At 43.1% G+C, this 21,628-nt stretch carries 14 protein-coding genes; 5 read left to right on the top strand and 9 right to left on the bottom strand.

The window, feature by feature from the left end:
- The 6 genes from GVT53_RS15210 to GVT53_RS15185 all read right to left on the bottom strand — a co-directional run bounded on the left by GVT53_RS15210 (position 1) and on the right by GVT53_RS15185 (position 12,925).
- Complete coding sequence (locus tag GVT53_RS15210) at positions 1-1,332, bottom strand: vanadium-dependent haloperoxidase (RefSeq protein WP_166249349.1); 1,332 nt, start codon at positions 1,330-1,332, stop codon at positions 1-3.
- Positions 1,333-1,344: 12 nt separating this feature from the next.
- Positions 1,345-4,584, bottom strand: a complete 3,240-nt coding sequence (locus GVT53_RS15205) for a VCBS repeat-containing protein (RefSeq protein ID WP_166249348.1) — start codon at positions 4,582-4,584, stop codon at positions 1,345-1,347.
- Positions 4,577-7,924 (bottom strand): VCBS repeat-containing protein, encoded by a 3,348-nt coding sequence (locus tag GVT53_RS15200; protein WP_166249347.1) that lies wholly within the window; start codon positions 7,922-7,924, stop codon positions 4,577-4,579. Before GVT53_RS15200 ends, GVT53_RS15205 begins: the two co-directional genes overlap by 8 nt.
- Entirely contained in the window at positions 7,869-8,150 is a 282-nt protein-coding gene (locus GVT53_RS15195; RefSeq protein WP_205791710.1) for a hypothetical protein, read from the bottom strand. Before GVT53_RS15195 ends, GVT53_RS15200 begins: the two co-directional genes overlap by 56 nt.
- Before the next feature lie 105 nt (positions 8,151-8,255).
- On the bottom strand, positions 8,256-9,851 hold the full coding sequence (locus tag GVT53_RS15190) for a RagB/SusD family nutrient uptake outer membrane protein (RefSeq protein ID WP_166249346.1): 1,596 nt from the start codon (positions 9,849-9,851) through the stop codon (positions 8,256-8,258).
- 11 nt (positions 9,852-9,862) lie between these two features.
- On the bottom strand, positions 9,863-12,925 hold the full coding sequence (locus tag GVT53_RS15185; protein ID WP_166249345.1) for a SusC/RagA family TonB-linked outer membrane protein: 3,063 nt from the start codon (positions 12,923-12,925) through the stop codon (positions 9,863-9,865).
- Positions 12,926-13,295: 370 nt separating this feature from the next.
- Here GVT53_RS15185 and GVT53_RS15180 point away from each other — a divergent pair, with 370 nt between their 5' ends.
- The 4 genes from GVT53_RS15180 (at position 13,296) to GVT53_RS15165 (ending at position 18,272) form a co-directional block, all read left to right on the top strand.
- A complete protein-coding gene (locus GVT53_RS15180; protein WP_166249344.1) occupies positions 13,296-14,315 on the top strand; it encodes a LacI family DNA-binding transcriptional regulator in 1,020 nt (339 codons plus the stop codon).
- Between the two features lie 13 nt (positions 14,316-14,328).
- Positions 14,329-16,203: an alpha-amylase family protein gene (locus GVT53_RS15175; protein ID WP_166249343.1), complete on the top strand. Its 1,875-nt coding sequence runs from the start codon at positions 14,329-14,331 to the stop codon at positions 16,201-16,203.
- 108 nt (positions 16,204-16,311) lie between these two features.
- On the top strand, positions 16,312-17,007 hold the full coding sequence (locus GVT53_RS15170; protein ID WP_166249342.1) for a glycerophosphodiester phosphodiesterase: 696 nt from the start codon (positions 16,312-16,314) through the stop codon (positions 17,005-17,007).
- Positions 17,007-18,272 (top strand): BaiN/RdsA family NAD(P)/FAD-dependent oxidoreductase, encoded by a 1,266-nt coding sequence (locus GVT53_RS15165; RefSeq protein WP_166249341.1) that lies wholly within the window; start codon positions 17,007-17,009, stop codon positions 18,270-18,272. The genes GVT53_RS15170 and GVT53_RS15165 overlap by 1 nt, the downstream gene beginning before the upstream one ends.
- 3 nt (positions 18,273-18,275) lie before the next feature.
- Here GVT53_RS15165 and GVT53_RS15160 read toward each other — a convergent pair whose 3' ends face one another.
- The gene (locus GVT53_RS15160; RefSeq protein ID WP_166249340.1) at positions 18,276-19,004 is read right to left on the bottom strand and encodes an MIP/aquaporin family protein; all 729 of its coding nucleotides are present in this window, start codon (positions 19,002-19,004) and stop codon (positions 18,276-18,278) included.
- A gap of 34 nt (positions 19,005-19,038) precedes the next feature.
- Positions 19,039-20,535, bottom strand: a complete 1,497-nt coding sequence (gene glpK, locus GVT53_RS15155; protein WP_166249339.1) for a glycerol kinase GlpK — start codon at positions 20,533-20,535, stop codon at positions 19,039-19,041.
- A 123-nt stretch (positions 20,536-20,658) separates the two neighbouring features.
- Between glpK and GVT53_RS15150 the strand changes: the two genes are divergently transcribed.
- Entirely contained in the window at positions 20,659-21,135 is a 477-nt protein-coding gene (locus tag GVT53_RS15150) for a DUF1697 domain-containing protein (RefSeq protein ID WP_240905040.1), read from the top strand.
- Here the strand turns inward: GVT53_RS15150 and GVT53_RS15145 are convergent.
- Positions 21,132-21,608 (bottom strand): TspO/MBR family protein, encoded by a 477-nt coding sequence (locus tag GVT53_RS15145; protein WP_166249337.1) that lies wholly within the window; start codon positions 21,606-21,608, stop codon positions 21,132-21,134. The genes GVT53_RS15150 and GVT53_RS15145 overlap by 4 nt on opposite strands.
- Between the last annotated feature and the right edge of the window lie 20 nt (positions 21,609-21,628).

The raw sequence follows: 21,628 nt of genomic DNA, 5'->3' as shown, positions 1-21,628 counted from the left end.
TTAGCCTTTTGTCATATCCAATTTATCGACTATAAATTTTCCTAGGTCCCTACCTTGTTTGATTCCAACCTCTATGGCTGCACGATAATGGATTCCTCCGTACATACGGCTCAATGCAGCTTCGTCTGACGCCTGGTTAAAGGACGTAAAGGAGCGTACGGGCAGACCGTAGGGCACTTCGGTATCATCATCAAAGGTAAAGTTGTCGCCGAATATGTCCGTTAAAGCTATTGCTGCTGCTCCTGATACCACGCTATGCCCGCTCGTGTATTCGGGAAAGGGAGGGGTTTGCAATACGGGCTCCCAGCTGTCATCAATGTATTCGTTGATCACTGTTTCCGGACGAATTAGGTTACTTCTGTATTTTTCGTCCCAACAGCTGATAAAGCCATCCGCAATGGCAATGGAAGTCTTGGTATAAGCATATACCGTTTTTGCAAAATCCGCATTGGTTTTTCTTGCGGCAATTTTAGTGATGCCGATCCAGTGGGCCCCGGGAGTAATCTTTTTAGTGGCAAACATTAAGTGCCCTCGGGTAACGGAAACATAAGGGTTGCAGTCCCAAAACTGTGCAATGGCAATCTCGTCGGATTTATCACCTTTGCCGACCATACTTTTTCTAACCTCGTAAACCTCCATTACTTCTTGGTAAAACTTGGAGTCTTTTTCCATGGAAAATTCTGGAGGCGGAACGGGCTTGAACTGCTGTGCGGAATCAATGGCAAATGGACGTATCTTCATCCAATGTGGTTCAATACCGTTCATGTAAGCTGGGGGAGTGGGCTGCCAGCGGGATGGGTCATCGGAATCCACGGAAAACTTGGGCATTGTTCGCGTCTCTTTGTAGTTGTCCTTGTTCATCCAATCCCCAACAAAGTTGGCGACTTCCAGCCCGTATTCCTTGCTGGCATTAAAAACGGTTTCGTTCTTTTCCTTCCATGTGGTATATAGACTATCCCTGAAGTTTTCCATTCTTTCTTCAGAAAAAATAAGTCTCTTGCTAATGTCCATATGGGCGATCAAGGCGGCCATTTCGTAGTTGATGTTCTCCTTGTTCTTAGGATCAGGGATACTTTTTAAATCGGTTACCTGCCCGGCCAAGGAGTTGTAGTCGTCACTTTTCTTGGCTATAATTTCGTATGCCGCAATGTTGGAGTAGGCAAATATTCTACTGGCAACAGGGGGCGAGAATATATCATGGATCATTATTTCGATCACTTTGTCCACAGAGGCATGGAACTCCTCGGGAGATACTTCAACAGGTTCCTCTTTTTTTTGGCATGATGCCAAAACCAATACTACTGCTACGATCAAACTTAAAATTTTCTTCATGGCCTTAAGAGATTAATCATTGATTTTATAGACTTGTGCTTTATCGTTATTGAATACAGCCAACAAATATTTTTTATTGTTGAGTGTGATTGTGCTTAGATGTCGGATGGATTTTTTGGTAAAATCCAATCCCAATTGGTTGCCCAAAACAACGCTGCCGTTACTTTGTATCAGTGCTCCTGGAAATGAATCCATTCTGCCGTGATATGGCTTCACACCAAAGTAATTGCCCGCTAACAGAACTTCTTTGTCGCCGTCACCATCAAAATCGTCTACAACAAACGAAAGGATAGGAGATACTTGAAGCTCGTTTTTGAACGGGACAAAAACAAAGTTGCCGCCATCATTCCTTAAATAACCGGATTTTAATGTGTTTACCTGTAATTGGGTGGACGCGTCCAGGGCTTTCTCACCAAATATTTCCTCCATGGTGTCGCCGGCAAAGGATTTGTAGGTGGTGTATTTCTTTTTTAAGTACACCAGTTGTGATGCCAGGCCGTCCAAAGTTTCCAAGGGATAGTACTTTCCATCTTTTTCCATGGCGGTGACCGTTTCGGTCTGACCATTATCGTCAAAATCGTTAAAGTATAATTTCATGGGATGCTCTTCGGAGGCCTTGAACCTTGAATTGGTGCCCCAATTTCCAAGAAGATAATCCGTGTCTCCGTCCCCGTCTACGTCAAAGGCTTCAATGGCTTGCCAAAGCCCGGGAATATTTACATGCTCCACTTCGGTAAAAGTACCGTTTTCATATTTTAAGAACTTGGGAGACATCCATTCCCCGACCAAAATAAGGTCGGTAGTGCCATCACCATCAAAATCGCTCCAAATGGCATCGGTTACCATTCCCTTGGAAAATTTTTCAAAATCTTTCTTTGTTTTGAAGACCCCTTTGTCGTTTTCCAGTAAATGGGAATTGGCAGGAGCCCCGAACTGAGCAGTTATTGTGTGTCCGCCGATAAAAACGTCCAAATCACCATCACCATCAAAATCAAAAGGCGCCACAACGGATGAATTTTGATAGGACTCCGGTAATCCCACGCTTTGGAACACGGTATCATTTTTTACGTAATAGGCATCCAGCAAGGGTTCCGACTTTCCAAAAAAGTCACCGCCACCGGAGCTAACGATCAAGTCGTTTTTTCCGTCATTGTTATAGTCGGCGATGCTGGCCGAAATATTTTCCTGGATGGAATCTTTTTGAAGGCTTTCCATGTTTTGGTTTACAAAAAAGGAGTCCTGTTGTACGAATATTTGCGATGGTTCATATTTTGACCCTCCTATAAAAATATCTTCTTTGCCATCATTGTTTAAATCGCCCATGGCGAATGCAGGCCCTCTATCCGATATTTGATACGGAATCAGTTTTTCACGGTTAAAGTCCGTGTAGTTGTCCTCAATATGTTTAAAGACCAACCCTAAATTGTCTTCGACGGGACTGAACAACGGTTTTTTCCTTTTATGAAGCGAATTGTAATCAAAAGGTTTCGTGTTTTTGGGCTCAATGGTCAGTGTTTGATTCACTGGAACATTTTGTAAAACCTGATAGGACTTGTTCGGCCAAATGATTTTGATGGAATCAACTTTGGAGACATTTTTATATCCAAAGTGGACCATGGGTTCGGAGGAGGCCTGAAACCCTCTTGTCGGGAACAGTTCCTTGAATTGAAGCCCTCCGTTGGCATAGGTATATACCTTGGTTCCAATTCCGAACTTATTGTTCTGGGCATAGTTGAACTTTAATTTTAGATAGCTGCCCTCGCCGTTTGTTTTATTGATGTACAAAGTGGCCGGCTGGTCAATATTGTTCGTCACCAAATCCAGATCACCGTCACCATCGAGGTCGCCCATGGCGGTTGCCCCGGAAACCAGGGTATCCTTGGTGATCCATTTGTCGGACATATCCTGAAAGTGGAGGTCCTTTCCACCTTTAAAAACATAGTTGTGAACGCTTCCTGACGGCATTAGGGCCAAAGCTTGTTGATCTACCAGTTTAGTGTTGTCAATCTTGCTCTTGATCTGGTCGTTGGATACAAATTTGATAAAATCAAGATCGTTGGGCCTTTTTGGGATGCCGTTGGAAATAAACACGTCCTGTTGACCATCAAGGTCGTAGTCGCCAAAAAGCGCGCTCCAGCTCCAGTCGGTCGCTGCAATGCCGCTCATTAAAGCGGTTTCCATAAAGTTGCCATCAGGTTGGTTTACATAAAGCATATTGCGCGTAAACTGATAATGGTAACCAAAACGGTCTATCCGCATCTTTTGGGTCTGGATGTTGTCATCTCCTTCGGAAGATTTTAGTGCCACTTCATCTTCTGGGAGCATGTCCAACGACAGAAAATCGGGCCTACCATCGTTGTTGATGTCGGCCACATCGTTGCCCATGGAAAAGCGGGAAGTGTGTCCAAAATATTTTTTCAAGCTTTCGGTGAATGTGCCATTTCCATTGTTTAGGTAGTAATAATCATCTTCATGGAAATCGTTGCCCACATAAATATCCGGATACCCATCTTGATTAAAATCCGCTACGGCCAAACCTAGCCCATAGCCGTTTATGCCACCATAAATGCCGGCTTCTTCACTGACATCGGTAAATTTGCCATTGTCGTTACGCAACAATTTGTCACCAGTTTCATATTGTCGTTCGTACCGTAGATCAAAACGGCCAAAAGAGTTTTGGGTGTGTACGGCATGGTTGAGCAGATACATATCCAGATCGCCGTCCAGATCGTAATCAAAAAAGGCCGCATTGGAACTGTAGGAATCAAAATCCAATCCATATTTGGCGGCACTTTCGGTAAAGGTGTTGTCGCCGTTATTGATGTACAGTTCATTAAAACCATTGAACCCGTTGATACCGACCACGGCACAAACATAAATGTCCAAGAATCCATCCCCGTTTACATCGGCCATGGTAACCCCAGTGTTCCAATCACTGCTCCCTTCGATTCCCGCAGAACTTGATATGTCTTCAAACTTGAGGTTCCCTTTATTGAGGTAGAGTTTGTTTTTGACCTGGTTCCCGGTAAAAAAAATGTCGGGCAAACCGTCATTGTTGATATCACCAATGGATACACCACCTCCATTATAAAAATACAGGTAGTCCAAAATGCTCAAGTCTTTGGTGGGGGTTAGGGCATTGGTGAAATCCAGCCCCGTTTTTTTTGGGTCGGGATTTTCAAAAAGACTGCCTCCCTCGTCGCAGGAAATGGCCAGAACGGCAAGAAACAATATGAAGGGAAACCTATTCATTTAGGGCAAAAATCTTTGGTTTGTTGTTGTTAACGGCGGCAATAACATAAATTTTACCGTTTTTATCCTTGAACTGTTTCAAATATTTTACTTCATCCCTGACTTTGAAACCGCTGGTCTCATAATCTTGCCAAGTAAACCCCATTTTGCCGTCTCCCAGCAACAAGTTTCCTTGGCTTGCATCCAAACGTGAAAACTGTGGTTTAAACTCATAGTTGTTACCGGCCATGATAAGGTCCAGGTTGCCATCGTTGTTTACATCGGTACACGTAATGTCGCAAACACAGGAAAGTTGTACTCTTGGCGGTAAATTTTTAATGGTATACCTGCCGCCACCTTCGTTGATCGCAATTACGGATGCCGAGGTTTCCACTTTTTTCACAATGGATTTATCCATCACTTCTTTGGGAAACAATTGGTGAATGGTGCGGTGGGCGTAATCGGATGCCTTTAAGTTTTGCTTTTTAAGTAGCGGAAGTTGCTCGGTAAGCTCCCTTTTTTGATGGATCGGGTAGTCCCCGCCATTTTCTTGCATGGTCACGATCTGCTCAATGGTCCCGTTATTGTCGTAATCATTGATGTACATCCGCATTGGGGCATATTCCGTTGGTTTGTAATGGAGGTTGAGGCCTTGATTGCCCAAAATCAGGTCTTGGTCGCCATCCCCATCCAAATCTGCGGTTTCCACCGTGTTCCACCAACCGTAAAGACTGTCCAGTGAACTGGTCATCTTGGATAATCTTCTTCCGGTATTCTTGTAGATTTTTGGCGTATCCCATTCCGATGTTACAATCAGGTCTTTTTTACCATCCCCGTCCATATCCTCCCATTTGGAATCGGTGACCATTCCGGCATCTTTTAGGTCGTAGGCCAAACGTTCGGTAACATTGTTAAAGGTTCCGTCCCCGTTGTTCTCCAAAAAGAGGTGGTCTGGCGATACACCGTAAACTCCTACCACGCTTCGGGAGCCGATAAAAAGGTCTACGTCTCCATCATCATCAAAATCCAATGCTGAAATGGTAGAAATGTTCTTAAATGTTGATGGCAGCTCATTTTCTGATCTCGAAAAGTTTCCGTTGCCATCATTTAGGTACAATCGGGCCCTATAGTTGCGTTGCATGGACACGTCGTTTCCGCCCGAGCCTACGACCAGGTCCATATCGCCATCGCCGTCAGCATCAAAAAAAGTTGCTGCCACATCTTCGTATTGTTTGTCTTCTTCAAATACAGTGGATTTTTTTGGTATAACATTACCAGCGCCGCGATGGAGGTAAACTGACCCTGCTTGATCTTTTGCCCCGCCCACAAAAAAATCTTCATGGCCATCTCCGTTAACATCGGCAACGGCAAGGGAGGGCCCCTCTTGTGAGAGTTTATTGGAAATCAAGCCTTCGTAGTCAAAGTCGTTGTAATTGTCTTCCTTATGCTGGACTATTGTGTTGTTGTCCAATTCTTTCAGGTATGATTTTTTGAGTTCTTTTTTGGGAACGGTATACACTCCGGTCGCATTGGCGTGGTCCAAGGCAAGTACCTGATTGGCTTGCACATTTTCCAATTTTTCCGTGCGTTCGTCCGGCCAAACGATTCGGATGGAATCCAATTGCTTGGTTTTGCCGAGTCCAATGGTCATATCGTATTGTATGGAGGATTGAAATCCTCTAGATGGAATCAATTCTTGGTTGATGATGTTGCCATCAAAATAGATTTTGGCCAAGGTGCCCACGGCAAAGGGATTGTTTTCTGGCCCCTTGAACTTTAGTTGGATAAAGTTGTTGTCCAATTGGGAATCCGTGTTGTTTTTATAGATAAAGGCCGGTGTGTTTACATTATTGATCACCAAATCCAAGTCGCCATCGTTGTCCAAGTCCGCATAGGCAGCGCCATTGGAACGGGATGGAAGTTCAAAGCCCCATTCCTTGTTGGCATTTTTAAAGGAGATATCGCCATTGTTCTTGTAGGCGTAGTTGGGTTGTGGCTTTATGGGCATTTTACTGATGATGGAGTCAATGGATTCCTTTTTGCCCGTGAGCGCCATTTTTTGAACAATCTCGTTGGCAAAGAAATCCACGAAGTCCAAATCCGTTAAATCGTGGTTGATGCCGTTGGTGATGAATATGTCCTTTAGGCCATCGTTGTCCATATCGAACATAAGTCCTGCCCAGCTCCAATCTGTGGCATCTATGCCGCTATAATAGGCCACTTCGGAAAAGCTTCCGTTCCCATTGTTGAGCTGTAAGGTGTTCTGTATGTACTGTTGTCCAAAATCCTTGTTCTGTTTTAGGTTGAAAACGTTGTAGCCTTCAAATTCCATTACAGATTTTACCCTCGACTCTTCTTCGGGAAGCATATCGGTAATAAAGATGTCGTTGTGCCCATCGTTGTTAATATCCGCAATATCGATTCCCATGGCGGAAAGGCTCAAGTGCGATGTCCATTCGTTGATTTCTTCGCTAAAAGTGCCATCTTTTTGGTTGATGTACAGGTAATCCCTCTCGTAAAAATCGTTGGATACGTAGATGTCCGGATAGAGGTCGCCGTTAAAGTCCGTGACGAGCACCCCAAGACCAAAACCGATAAGGCTGCCATAGATTCCAGCCTCTTCGCTAACATCCACAAATTTGCCGTTGTCGTTTCTTAGGAGCATATCCCCAACACCCCTGAAAATATGCGGTACTCCTTCCCAATCCTGTGCCCGGACTTCACGCTGTTCGGCATAGCCCAAACTACTAACGGGAATGTTACTGTTGTTAAGGATGTAAGCGTCGAGATCTCCATCCTTGTCGTAATCAAAGAAGGAGGCATGGGTGGTAAAACCGGTCTTGGCCAGGTTATATTCTTCGGCCTTTTCGGTAAAGGTTAAATCTCCATTGTTTATATAAAGGTCGTTATCATGGTTGTTGCCTTCCATGTTCCCTGCATTGCAGACATAAATGTCCATAAGTCCATCGTGGTTGATATCTACCATCACCACTCCGGTTGACCAGGGTTTGTTGCCCAGAACACCAGCGCTTTCGGAGATGTCCTCAAACTTCATGTCACCTTTGTTCAGGTAAAGCCTGTTGGGTTCCATGTTGCCGGTGAGGTAAATATCCTGTAGACCATCGTTATTTATATCGCCAATGGCAACACCGCCACCATTATAGAAATTTCGGTATTTGAAGATGTTGAAGTTTTTCCTGTTTTCAACTTTGTTGATGAAGGTAATGCCTGTTTCTTCCGGTTTCAAAAGGGTGAAAAGTGTCTCGGGTTTCACTTCTTCTTCCGATGGGGCGGCTTCTTTGTTGTTACAAGCGACCAAGCCCATTAAAAGGAGGCCTACGGTTATATTTTTCAGTTTCATTTATCGTTCTGTTTTTGACCAAAAAAACGGGAGCACCATTGTTCATCGTTATGATGAATTCCTCTTTCCCATTAATGATTATTTTTTCAATTTTTCTGGCTGCACCGGAAATTACCAGGTTTTGCTTCAAACTCACATTACCTTTTTCGTCATTTTGCAATAAAAATCCGTGCGAAGCATCCAATCTACCAAGTTGGGTGCTTATCTCAAAATTATTGCCCACCATTAATATTTCATTAATCGTTTGTTTGCTGTTTTTTATTATTGATTGCAAAAAGCAATGCCGCCCTGGTTAAGGACGGCATTTATAGTAAACAGCTTAAACTTTATTCTATTGGTAACCTGGATTTTGAACTAGATTTGGGTTAGCTAAAACATCAGCTCTAGGAATTGGAAATATTAATTTGGTTTCATCACCCGCCTCCTTTAGATTCCAAGCTCTTAGATATTGTCCAAATCTTATCAAATCTTGCCTTCTTACAGATTCTTGGTACAATTCACGTCCTCTTTCGGCCAATAAATCAGCCTCGGTAACAGAAGCAAGAGGAGTTGCACCTCTTGTTTCCCTTAAAGCATTGATCATTGCTAAAGGATTGTTGCCCATTCTTAGCATCGCTTCTGCTTTCATCAAGTATGCGTCGGCAAAACGATATTTTACAACATGCTGTCTTCTATCTCCCCCTTCTTCGTTGGGATGATATTTCAACATTCTTATTCCAGCAGTTTCCAATACTGCATCATCTCCAGGAGAAGTATACTCAGCTTTCTCCGCTTCTCTTGTAAAAACCAATGGTACGCCACCAACATTATCCCTTGCATTCAAAGGTGTCCCATCTTGCTCATACTGTTGGTTAATTAGGAACCCTAGACCAATACCAAGGTTTTCGGCGTTTGCTGTGCTTGGATCATGTACAACACCTCTTCTTTCTTCTTGACCGTCATTTGGATAATTTGTATCCGAAGGTCCTTCGAAAAGATCGTAGAACTCTGCAAGTGTGGTAAATCCGTTCCAACCACCACCATCGTTAAATCCAGGAAAGTTTTGGTTGTAGTGTAGGGTGTGCCAAATTCTTGATCCTGCATCGGCAGGTGACCACCATATGGTTTCTGTGTCGTTTCCTGGTTTGAAGATATCGAAAAACTCTCCTTCTCCTGCAAGGGTATATCCGCTGGCGGCTATTTCATCTACCGCATCGATTACAACTTGCATATCTGCAGCTTGTGGAGTTGTTTCAAGATATACGTGTTTGTTGAGATGAACTTTTGCCAACAAATGCAAGGCAGAAGCTTTTGTTGGATTGGATTTCAACCCAATGGCATCTCCTGCAGTCACATCGGGTAAATCTTGAATCGCGATATTTAGGTCGGCAACAATACTATCAATAGCAACCTGACCTGTCAATACTTCTGGAATTGCACTGTTCGGTAGGTCTACGTCTCTGTAGGGAACCTGTCTCCACATGTCCAAAATCCAGTGCATGGCCCAAGCTCTATAAAAGCGTGCTGCAGCTTTTTGTTCTGTAATGTCACCACTTGCTGTATTCACACTTTTTGGGCTGATTACGCGCGTTGCATTAATTGTAACACTGTTTAATTGTTGCCATGGCACAACTATATCTGAAAGTTCAGCATTCCAAGTTTGCCTATGGATAGATAGCCATCTACCATTGTCCCCCCAGTCGGTACCTCTTGTTGGCACGATATATTCATCTGTGGATACTTCATTTAGAGCGAATAGGCCTTCTTGGTTGCCCAACTGTCCACCTGCAACAATATTTCTGATGTTCGCTACTTCACCTTGTACGTTTGCAACACCGGCAAAGCCTTCTGTTATCAACGAGTCTGTACCTTCAATCTCCAAATCGGTGCAAGAAAACACCAAGGAGACCAAGAGTGTGATATTTAAATATTTAGTTATTCTCTTCATTGTGCAATTTTTTAAAATGTAACATTAATCCCGAGACTAAAAGTCCTTGGTCTTGGGTATTGAAGATAATCAATAGAGGCCGAAGGCAATCCATTAGCAGGAACGTCTGTAGTACTAACTTCTGGATCTAGACCGCTGTAATCGGTAATCAAGAATAGGTTTTGACCGTTTAGGCTAAGACGCATGCTATTAAAAGTACCATCGCCACTTAATGGAACGTTATATGAAATTGAAGCTGACTGAAGCCTTACAAAATCTCCTTTTTCCAAGAAATAAGTGCTTGGGTTTGTTGCGGATAATGTAACGCCGTTATCAACTACACTTTTTAAGTTATTTCTACTCCCAATCTGTGGGGCGGCAAACAAGGCATTGGCAGTATTGTTATATACGTAGTGTCCAAACTGTCCGGAGAAGAACAAGGAAGCATCCCAGTTTTTGTATGAGGCAGAGGTTGAAAATCCTGATATGATTTTTGGAAGCCCTGACTTGTCCAAAATAGTTGGATCAGTATCTACGTTAAAGTCTTCATCTACTAAACGAAGGTTGTAAGTAAAAAGTGGTTTACCATCAGTTAAAATCTGTGATGTGGTACCTGTGAGACCTTGTCCATAAAGATTACCTGCTTGGATATCCGGCCCATCATAATCTGTCAACTCGTTTTGGTTGTAGGAAATATTAAAATTGGCATTCCAAGTAAAATCCTCAGACCTTACAATGTCATAGTCCAATCCCAATTCAATACCTTGGTTGATGATTACACCATCAACATTTTGAAAAACAAATGGAGAGGTTGCAGGCTGAACCGCTGGCAAATTCAATAGAATGTCACTTGTTTCCTTTCTATACAAATCTATGTTTCCAGTAAACCGATCGTTATTAAAACCAAAGTCAATACCGAAAGCATATTGGGCTGTTTCCTCCCATTTAAGATCTGGATTTGCAAATGCAATCTCTGACGTTGCTGGTGGAGTAATCTGAGAGTTGGCTCCAATACCTAATTGATTCCATCTGGTTCTGTTTACAAAACTACCATAACCAAGACCATCTTGGTTACCAGTGATACCCCAGCTTAACCTCATCTTTAATGTAGAGAAGGTGTCACCAGTGAAATCTTCTTCATTTAACTTCCATGCAAATGCAGCAGAAGGGAAGTAACCATATTGATTATTTCCACCAAACCTGGACGAGCCGTCTGCTCTAACCGTTGCAGTGAACAAATATTTGTTGTACAAAGTATAGTTTATCCTGCCAAAGAAAGACTGTAGTTCATCTGTGTTATCAAAAGTATCTACTGTAAAAGCATCAATTGGGATGCTAGGTAAACTTAAAGTCGTTTCATTTACATTAGGGGTCAAACCAAGGATTCTGAATTGATTTCCGGCATCTGGATTATTCTGAAATGTACCGATTCCATAAGCCTGATAATTGCTCGCAAGATTTTTTGTTGATGCATAAGCATCATTTGTTGTAGCAATTATTGTATTCAAATCTTGACTTATATAGCCTTGTCCCAGTAAATTTTGACCTTTTCTGTTAAAATCTTGAAAAGAGAAGCCGATAAGAGCATCAAGATTGGAATTTTCAAATTCTTTATTATAATTCACGGTAAATTCCAATAACCTGTTTTCTGTATCCAAATTGCTTACTGCTGCACGGCCATTGTTTTCGGCACCATTGTTCAAAGCAAGAATTTGAGGGCCAGAAACCTGTCCTCTTGTGGAACTGGACGTATCATACCCCAAATTTAATTTTGCTGAAAATTCATCTGTTATGTCGTATTCAAGCGACAAATTTCCTAGAAATCTATCTGTGTGGGTATTATCGTCATAGTAAGCCAAAAGGTTGGCAGGGTTTCTATCTGGTGCGGCACTAATGTCAGGATTAGCTGGCAAGGTTGGGTTGGCGTAATAAGCAGACGCTAATAAATCACCAGTACTTCCAGATGTTCTACTAATGAACGGAGCTTGATCGTTAATTCTAGAAACGGTTGTTTGAAGATTAACTTTAAACTTGTCATCAAAGAATCTATGAGCTGCGTTTACCCTACCTGTAATTCTTTCCAAATCTGTGTTTTCGATAACTCCAAATTGTTTGGAGTATCCAAAGGTGGCTCTTACGTTACCTTGGCCGTAATTTTGCGAATAGGATAAGTTGTTGTCCGTAGAAGCAGTAGTTCTAAAGATATAGCTTTGCCAATCAGTGGACCCCCCTAAATCGGATCCTCCTCTTTCTACAAATTCATCAGAATTTAACAGATCATAAGTGTCGGCAACTTTTGAAACGTTCAGGGTAGTTGAAAATGCCCATTGGCCCTGTCTTCCGCCACCTTTTCCAGATTTTGTGGTAATAACGACTACACCATTGGCACCTCTAGAACCATATATGGCCGTGGCAGAAGCATCTTTCAAGATACTCATGCTTTCGATATCATTTGGGTTTAAGAAGTTTAACGGGTTTCTAGCACCACTGCTCCCTACCCCAACGTCTGCACCACTTGCAGATACACTTTCATTGGTTACTGGAACTCCATCAATTACAAACAATGGGCTGTTGTTTGATCTGACGGAAGCAGTACCACGAATTCTCAGAGCGATACCTGCTCCTGGTTCACCACTGGATTGCGTAATCTGAACCCCAGAGGTTTTACCTTGAATCAATTGTTCAGGAGAGGAAATTACACCTTGGTTGAAATCCTCCGAAGTAACGGCCGAAACGGCGCCTGTTGCATCTTTTACGGTAGTTTGACCGTAACCAATAATCACAACTTCGTCCAAAGCCTGTGCATCCTCGGATAATGTAACATTAATGTTGGATTGGCCATTGACAGCGATTTCTTGGGTCTTGTACCCAATATAACTGAAAACCAAGGTAGCGGTGTCCTCTACACCATTAAGTGTATAGTTACCGTCAAAATCGGTCTGCGTACCGTTGGTAGTACCTTTTACCAATACGCTTGCCCCTGGCAAAGGTCCGTTTGCATCCGAAACGGTACCTGATACTGTTTGAGCTTTCACCAACCCAAAGCACAGAAATGCCCCGAGCATCAAAAAGCTCCTAAGTAGCGTAATCTTCATAAATAATTAATTTTAAGTTTAGTTAATTTTAATTCAAGTGTTAAACATATATAAAAAAAAGGTTAATGTAAATTTAAGTATATTGCAATGTTTAGCGAAACCGTTTTCGTGTTGAAAACTTTAATAAGTGTGCTTTTCACAAATTTAAATAACCATGTTTGTCTAATTACCAAATAAGTTGGAAGGAATTGCGAAATTGGCAATTACCTCACTAATATAGCAATTTTATTTTTTGAACGATATTTTTGTGCTGACAATCCTTGGAAATGGATTTTTTCGTTTTCTTATAAAAAAAGAAAGTATACATGGTTCCTTAGTCATTATTGAGTACTTTTCGAAGTAGAACCAGATTGCCATAAAAATTTTACAATTGAAAGCCAAGATTACCTTAAAAGATATTGCAAGAGAGCTCGAAGTTTCCATATCTACAGTTTCCAAAGCACTAAAAAACAGCGAGGAAATCAGTAGGGACACCAAAGAGAAAGTACAGGCCTTTGCGAAACTCTACAATTATAAGCCCAACAACATTGCCATTAGCCTTAAAAATAAACGGACCAAGAACATCGGGGTGGTCATTCCGGATATTGTACACCACTTTTTTACAACGGTTATTCGAGGAATCGAGAAGTACGCAAATGCAAGGGGGTACAATGTAATCGTATGTCTTTCCGAAGAATCCTTTGACAAGGAGGTCATCAATATGGAAATGCTGGCCAATGGCAGTATCGACGGTTTTATAATGTCCCTTTCTTCCGAGACCCAACAAAAAGGAGATTACAATCACTTAAAGGAAGTCACGGAACAAGGTATTCCCGTGGTGCTTTTTGATAGGATCACCCACGAAATCGAATGTGATAAAGTAATCATCGACGATGAACTAGGGGCATACCAAGCAACCAAAAAATTTATCGATCAAGGAAAAAAGAAAATAGCCTTGATCACCACGGACGACTATTTGAGCGTAAGCAAAGCGCGCACCATGGGGTATTGGAAAGCGCTCCAAGAAAGTAAATTGGAGGCCGATGAATCCATGATATTGAAGATGCCCTCCATGGAGATGGACGAAGAAGCCATAAAACATTTTTTAAGTACCAAAGAACCCGATGCCGTTTTGTGCGTCAACGAAATCTTTGCAGTATGCGGAATGCGATTTGTGCAGAAAAAAGGGTTGAGGATACCCGAGGATATCGCATTTATCGGCTTTACCGACGGAGTGTTGTCCAAATACGCTAACCCCAGCCTTACCGTTGTGGCCCAGCATGGGGAGAAAATGGGAGAAGAATCCGCGAGATTGCTCATAGATAAGGTGGAGAGCGAAGCCGAGGAGGAATCATATCAGACCAAAATACTGGAGCCGACCTTGGTGATCAGGGATTCCATAGCACATTGAAAACTGTATTTAGATGCTGGGGACAATCGGTAAATTGCTTTTATTCTTGGCAACCATCATCCTGTCTTCATGCAAAGACGAACCCGACCAAAAGACCATTCCTCCTTCCATGAAAAAAAAAGAAGTTGTCTATCAGGTTTTTGCCCGACTGTTTGGAAACACCAATACTACCAACAAGCCATGGGGCACCCTCGAAGAAAACGGAGTTGGTAAGTTTGCCGATTTTACCCATACCGCATTGACCGAAATAAAAGAGCTGGGCGTTACCCATATCTGGTATACCGGGGTGCCGCACCATGCCGTAATTGCCGATTATACATCATACGGAATATCCAACGACGACCCCGATGTGGTCAAGGGAAGGGCAGGTTCTCCCTATGCCGTAAAGGACTATTATAATGTAAACCCTGATTTGGCCATAGATCCATCAAAGAGATTGGAGGAGTTCAAAGAATTGATCAAAAGAACCCACAAGGCAGGTTTAAAGGTCATCATTGATATTGTTCCCAATCACGTCGCCAGGAATTATGAGGGAAAGACAAATCCCGAGGGCGTGGTAGATTTCGGAGCCTCCGACGACACATCCAGGGAATATGATGTCAACAACAATTTCTATTACATTCCCGGAGAAGCCTTTAAAGTCCCAGAGTGGCAGGATGGTTACTTGCCGCTTGGAGGTGACGAAAATAGGTTGGCCGATTCAAAGTTTGAAGAAATACCCGCTAAATGGACGGGCAATGGCTCCCGATTGGCCCAGCCCCATTTTAACGATTGGTATGAAACCGTAAAGATCAACTATGGGGTCCGACCCGATGGCACCAAGGATTTTGAGCAACTGCCCGAAGCATACCGTCAAAAAAAATACAAGGAACACTACGAATTTTGGAAGGATAAACAACTGCCCGATTCGTGGCTCAAGTTTAAGGACATCACCCAGTATTGGTTGGATTTTGGTGTAGATGGCTTCCGTTTTGATATGGCCGAAATGGTACCCGTGGAATTTTGGAGCTATCTCAATTCAAACATCAAAATGAAGAGCCCCGATGCCTTTTTGTTGGCCGAGGTATATAATCCGGCATTGTACCGCGATTATATCCAAAAAGGTAAAATGGATTACCTATATGATAAGGTAGAACTCTACGACAGCATCAAACACATTATGAAAGGGTATGGTTGGACGGACCATATCCCCGTTGTGCAAAAAGGGATGGCGGACATAGAGCACCACATGCTCCACTTTTTGGAAAACCATGACGAGCAGCGTATCGCCAGTCCCGATTTTGTGGGCAACGCCCAATTGGGCAGACCCGCAATGGTCGTTTCCGCTACCATAAGCACATCGCCCACCATGATTTATTTTGGACAGGAGGTAGGGGAGCCGGCAGCAGAAGATGCAGGTTTTGGGAAACCCACACGGACTTCCATTTTTGATTACATCGGGGTGCCGCACCACCAAAGATGGCTCAATTACAAGAAGTTCGATGGAGGCCAGTTATCAGATGAAGAAAAACATCTCAGGGATTTTTATAAAAGGCTCCTAAACTTCACTATAAAAAGTGAAGCCTTGATGGGCGATTATCAAGAAATCCATTTTTATAACAAGGATAATACAGAAGGGTACGACCACCGAGTACTTTCCTATGTTCGCTGGAGCAAAAATGAAAACCTCATTATACTATCCAATTTTGATGAACATAAAAACTATTCCTTCGCCCTTAAAATACCTGAAGATGTAATTGCCAAATGGCAACTTAAGGACGGCAAATACCCATTGACCGAGGAACTCTACGGAACAACCAATGCCAATATGTCCATTGCTAACGGACGGGGGGAAATCCAATTGGATTTGGCTCCACTTCAATCCTACATTTTTAAGGTGGGAAATTGATTCATTTTTTAATTTTCAAATCGTATTTTTAGTTTTTAAAACCAAACCAAAATGAACAAGACCCTACTAAAAGCTCTTGGAGCTTTTCTACTTTTAATCAGTTGTGACATGAAAACATCAAAACCAATGGTCATAGGACACAGAGGGGCCATGGGCCACGAAACGGAGAACACCGTGGCATCCGTTCAAAAAGCATTGGACCTTGGTGTGGACATGATAGAGATTGACGTGTTCAAAATCAAAAGCGGGGAGATTGTGGTTTTTCATGATGAAAAAGTGGACAGATTGGCCAACGGAGGTGGAAATATTGAAGAATATAACATTGTCCAACTTCGACAGCTCATCTTGGATGGCGGACATAAGATTCCCATGCTTCAAGATGTACTAAAAACAATAAATGATCAAGTTGTCCTGAACATAGAACTAAAAGGTGCAGGGACAGCGGACAGGGTCAACCACATTGCAAAGTACTACATCGAAAGTAAAGGTTGGAGCCCAGAAAATTTTGTGATTTCAAGTTTTAATTGGGATGAACTTAGAGATATGAGGTCCCTTAATAAGGATATAAAAATTGCTGTTCTTACCGAAAATGACCCATTGCAAGCCATAGAAGTAGCAAAAGAATTGAATGCTGTCGCCATTAACCCTTATTTTGAAACACTTACTCAAGAAAACACAGCAAAAATTCAGGAAGAAGGGCTAAAAATATACACGTGGACCGTTAACGAACCCGAGGATATTCAAAGAATGACCGATTTCGGTGTCGATGGCATCATTACCAATTACCCGGAACGTGTTAAGTAATGTACGACGTCATAATTGTTGGAGGCGGTGCAGCAGGATTTTATGCGGCAGTTCAAATGGCGGAGCTCTCGCCACAATTGAATATCGCCATTTTTGAAAGGGGCAAAACCGTACTTTCCAAAGTAAAAGTTTCTGGCGGTGGGCGTTGCAACGTAACCCACGGCGAATTTATGCCCAAAGAACTCGCCACAAATTATCCTCGGGGCGAGAAAGAGCTATTAGGCCCTTTTCACAAATATGCCCCAATGGATGTGATGGCCTTTTTCGAAGAACGGGGCGTACCCCTAAAAATAGAAGATGATGGTCGCGTTTTTCCAAAAAGCGACTCTTCCCAAAGCATTATAGACTGTTTGGTGGGCGAAGCGGAAAGATTGGGCGTGCAGGTTTTGAAAAATAGTTCCGTAAAAACAATCGATAAAACGGATAAGGGTTGGCAGGTCACCACCATGAACAAGCATTATCAATGTAAAAAACTGATGCTGGCAACCGGAAGCAACCCTAAAATCTGGAAATTATTGGAAAACCTGGGCCATAATGTAGTTCCGCCCGTGCCCTCGTTGTTCACCTTCAATATCAACGATAAAAGAATTCAGGGCATACAAGGCATCAGTACTTATGCAACCGTTGAGGTGATGCCCAAAAAAACCTTTCATATCGATAAAAAAAGCCTGAACTTGAAGAGTAGCGTAAAAGATGAAGCCGTTCTTTATGCCGATGGCCCACTTTTGATAACCCATTGGGGTCTGAGCGGCCCTGCCATTTTGAAACTTTCCGCATGGGGAGCTAACATATTGCACGATTACAATTATTCTTTTAGAATAGAAGTGAACTGGTTGCCCGATTACACCACAGAATCCATGGAGGCCTACCTCAGGGAATTAAAGGAAGTTGAAGCCAAGAAGACCGTTGTGCGTACCAATGTCACCGAGCTGCCCAAACGTTTATGGAAGCGTTTGGTAGAGGCGGCTGAAATAGCACCGGACGAACGCTGGGGCGACATTAATAAAGAGCAGTTACAAGCATTGGCCGAACAATTGACGGCCTCGTCGTTCAAGGTAGAAGGCAAGAGCACCTTCAAAGAAGAGTTTGTTACCGCTGGCGGTGTGGATTTAAAAGAAATCAATTTTAAGACCTTCGAGAGCAAACTGCACCCCGATCTCTACTTTGCAGGGGAAATCATTAATGTGGATGCCATTACCGGAGGGTTCAATTTCCAAAATGCATGGACAGGTGCCCACATTGCCGCCAAATCCATCACCTTCTAAGAATTATTGCAACGCCAAAGCAATCCATGCGGCTATGGAAGCTCCCAAAATTGGTCCGACAACCGGAATCCAGGCATAGCCCCAACCATTGGAGCCTTTGTTTTTTAGGGGTAATAAGGCATGAACAATTCGTGGGCCCAAATCCCTTGCGGGGTTAATGGCATAGCCAGTGGTTCCGCCCAAGGACAAACCGATGCCCCAAACAATCAACGAAACTGGCAAAGCACCCAACGATCCCAATCCAATAATTGCATCGTCGGTGGATAACACGGCATCCGTAAAATAAAGTACTGCAAATACCAGTACAAACGTGCCCAAAATCTCGGAAAATAGATTTATAAATGTATTCGGGATGGCCGGCGCCGTACAAAAAACACCTCGCTTGGTACCACCGTCCTCGGTGGCATCAAAATGATCTTTGTTTACAAGCCAAATGCAAAATGCAGCGAACATTGCACCAATAAATTGGGCCAAAATATAACTTGGGACCTCGCTCCATGGAAATTCGCCCGCTACGGCCAATCCAATACTAACGGCTGGGTTGATGTGGGCGCCGCTGTATGGGCCAGCGACCACCACACCGGTGTAAACGGCAAAAGCCCACCCCGTGGTGATTACGATCCAACCGGAGCCATTACCGTAGGTTTTTTGAAGGGATACGTTGGCATTAACGCCACATCCGAGCACCATCAGCAAAAAAGTACCTACAATTTCAGATACAAAAGGAGTCATATAAAGGAAATGTTAGTGTTTAAATTATTTAAAATTAGGGGTTCTCCGTCCAGAACTCCAATGCTTTTATGGCCTTGTACCAACGTTTGATGCCCTCGTCAATGGCTTCACGCTTTTCCGTAGGTTCAAAATGGACATCGGTTTGCCAAATATCCTGTATTTCTTCTTGACTTTCCCAATAGCCAACGGCCAACCCTGCCAAATAGGCGGCGCCCATTACTGTAGTCTCCACAATTTTGGGGCGTACGGTAACCGTGTTCAATACATCCGCTTGGAATTGCATCAACATATCGTTTACAGTGGCACCGCCATCCACCCGAAGTTCTTTTATGGAAATTCCGGAATCTGCCTCCATTGCTTTGAGAATATCCATGGTCTGGTAGGCAATCGATTCGAGGGCGGCTCTTGCGATATGTGCGTCGTTACTTCCTCGGGTAAGCCCAAAAATAGTTCCCTGTGCCTTTTGGTTCCAGTGCGGGGCTCCCAATCCAGCAAAGGCGGGAACAAAAACAACACCTTCGGTATTGTCTACCGAACCGGCAAGTTTTTCCACTTCCGAAGAGGTTTTAATGATATTTAGGCTATCACGTAGCCATTGCACTACTGCGCCGGCAATAAAAATGCTTCCCTCAAGGGCATATTGTGTTTTTCCGTTGATTTTCCATGCGACCGTGGTCAGTAGGTTGTTATCGGAGACAATCGGTTTTTCCCCAATGTTCATCAACATAAAACAACCAGTGCCATAAGTGTTTTTTACCATCCCCTTTTTGGTGCACATTTGTCCGAACAAAGCGGCTTGTTGGTCTCCTGCAATGCCCGCGATCGGAATCGGCGTGGCAAATAAATTCGGGGTTGTTTCTCCATAGACCTCACTGGATTGCTTCACTTCGGGGAGCATGCTTTTGGGAATCGTAAGCAATTCCAAAAGCTCATCATCCCAATCCATGGTGTTGATGTTGAACAGCATGGACCGACAAGCATTGGTGACATCTGTGATATGAAGCCCGCCATCGGTCATTTTCCAGATGAGCCAAGAATCTATCGTTCCCATGATTAAATCACCTGCTTCGGCTTTTTCTCGTGCCCCATCCACATTGTCCAGGATCCATTTTACCTTGGTGCCCGAAAAATAGGAATCGATGACCAGACCGGTTTTTTCTCGAATCAAATCGGATTTACCTTCTTTTTTGAGTGCGTCACAATAATCTGCCGTCCGTTTGTCTTGCCAAACTATGGCGTTGTAAACAGGTTCGCTGGTGTTCCTGTCCCACACCACAACCGTTTCCCGCTGATTGGTAATGCCAATGGCGGCCATTTGCGATGCTTTCAATCCTTTTTTGCTCACGGCTTCTGCGGCCATGCCCGCTTGGGTGGACCAGATTTCATCGGGATCATGTTCCACCCAGCCCGGTTTCGGAAATATCTGTGTGAACTCTTTCTGTGCTACGGAAATAATGGTTCCCTTTTTATCGAAGACCACGGCACGGGAACTGGTAGTACCTTGGTCCAGGGCAAGGATATATTGATTCATTTTGTTAATTTAAGCGCGTTTGAATTTACTAAAATTAATCCGGGTTTGGAATCCATTGGTATGGGGAATACATATATAGCTTTATTGAGAGGAATCAACGTAAGTGGTCAAAAAAAGATAAAAATGGCCGATTTGAGGCAGGTTTTGGTGGAAAACGGTCTAAAAAACATCAAAACTTATATCCAAAGTGGCAATATTGTTTTTGATAGTAATCAGACGGACAAGGATAAACTTCAGAAAAAAATAGTAAAAATCATTCATGGCCATTTCGGATTTGACGTGCCGACCTTGGTCGTTCAGCAAGAAGACATCAAATCAATTTTGGAAGCCAATCCGTATTTGAAAAAAGCGGAAGAAAACAAGCTATATTATGTTTTGCTGAAAAGCGCCCCCAAAGAGGAATTGGTGCAACAGTTCAATCAACTTGAGTATGAAAATGAGGGGTTCCGCATTACGAACAAATGCGTCTATTTATTTTGTAAAAATGGCTACGGTAAGGCAAAACTCAATAATAACCTTATTGAAAACAAGCTCAAAGTGGAGGCAACGACCCGTAACCACAAAACCATGTTGAAATTACTGGAAATGGTGTCTTCCTAAGCGTTGAGCTCCCAAATTTTGTAGTTGAGCGCGGAGGCAAAGGCCACCCACAATAAATAGGGAATCATTAATAGTGCTGCAGTTTTGCTGATGACCTTGAACCATTTTATGGTAAGTATGATCATGGTTAACAGGGCCAAAATCACGATCATTCCGCCCAAAGGATTCTTTAGGCCAAAAAAAACGATGCTCCACAACGCATTCAGCAACAATTGAAACGCAAAATGGTATAATGCCGTCTTTACCCAAATATGGTGATAGCCCTTGGACCAAACGATGCCTGCGGCCACACCCATCATAATGTACAATGCGGTCCACACCGGGGCAAAAAGATAGTTCGGGGGCGTAAACGAAGGCTTGTCGAGTGTAACGTACCAATCGTTGACGGAGCTTTGGGTTGCAATACTGGCCAAAAAACCAATGGCAAGGCAGACCAAAACGCTCAGGGTTATGTAGATAATTCTTTTTTTCATGGTTGGCGCAACTTCGACTA

It is taken from the genome of Flagellimonas oceani (genome assembly GCF_011068285.1).
GTDB lineage: Bacteria > Bacteroidota > Bacteroidia > Flavobacteriales > Flavobacteriaceae > Flagellimonas > Flagellimonas oceani.
This window is presented reverse-complemented; position numbering and strand designations above follow the sequence as displayed.

Coding starts and splice junctions, on each gene's coding strand:
- GVT53_RS15210 (WP_166249349.1), bottom strand. CDS start 1,332: ATGAAGAAAATTTTAAGTTTGATCGTAGCAGTAGTATTGGTTTTGGCA.
- GVT53_RS15205 (WP_166249348.1), bottom strand. CDS start 4,584: ATGAATAGGTTTCCCTTCATATTGTTTCTTGCCGTTCTGGCCATTTCC.
- GVT53_RS15200 (WP_166249347.1), bottom strand. CDS start 7,924: ATGAAACTGAAAAATATAACCGTAGGCCTCCTTTTAATGGGCTTGGTC.
- GVT53_RS15195 (WP_205791710.1), bottom strand. CDS start 8,150: ATGGTGGGCAATAATTTTGAGATAAGCACCCAACTTGGTAGATTGGAT.
- GVT53_RS15190 (WP_166249346.1), bottom strand. CDS start 9,851: ATGAAGAGAATAACTAAATATTTAAATATCACACTCTTGGTCTCCTTG.
- GVT53_RS15185 (WP_166249345.1), bottom strand. CDS start 12,925: ATGAAGATTACGCTACTTAGGAGCTTTTTGATGCTCGGGGCATTTCTG.
- GVT53_RS15175 (WP_166249343.1), top strand. CDS start 14,329: ATGCTGGGGACAATCGGTAAATTGCTTTTATTCTTGGCAACCATCATC.
- GVT53_RS15170 (WP_166249342.1), top strand. CDS start 16,312: ATGAAAACATCAAAACCAATGGTCATAGGACACAGAGGGGCCATGGGC.
- GVT53_RS15165 (WP_166249341.1), top strand. CDS start 17,007: ATGTACGACGTCATAATTGTTGGAGGCGGTGCAGCAGGATTTTATGCG.
- GVT53_RS15160 (WP_166249340.1), bottom strand. CDS start 19,004: ATGACTCCTTTTGTATCTGAAATTGTAGGTACTTTTTTGCTGATGGTG.
- glpK (WP_166249339.1), bottom strand. CDS start 20,535: ATGAATCAATATATCCTTGCCCTGGACCAAGGTACTACCAGTTCCCGT.
- GVT53_RS15150 (WP_240905040.1), top strand. CDS start 20,659: ATGGCCGATTTGAGGCAGGTTTTGGTGGAAAACGGTCTAAAAAACATC.
- GVT53_RS15145 (WP_166249337.1), bottom strand. CDS start 21,608: ATGAAAAAAAGAATTATCTACATAACCCTGAGCGTTTTGGTCTGCCTT.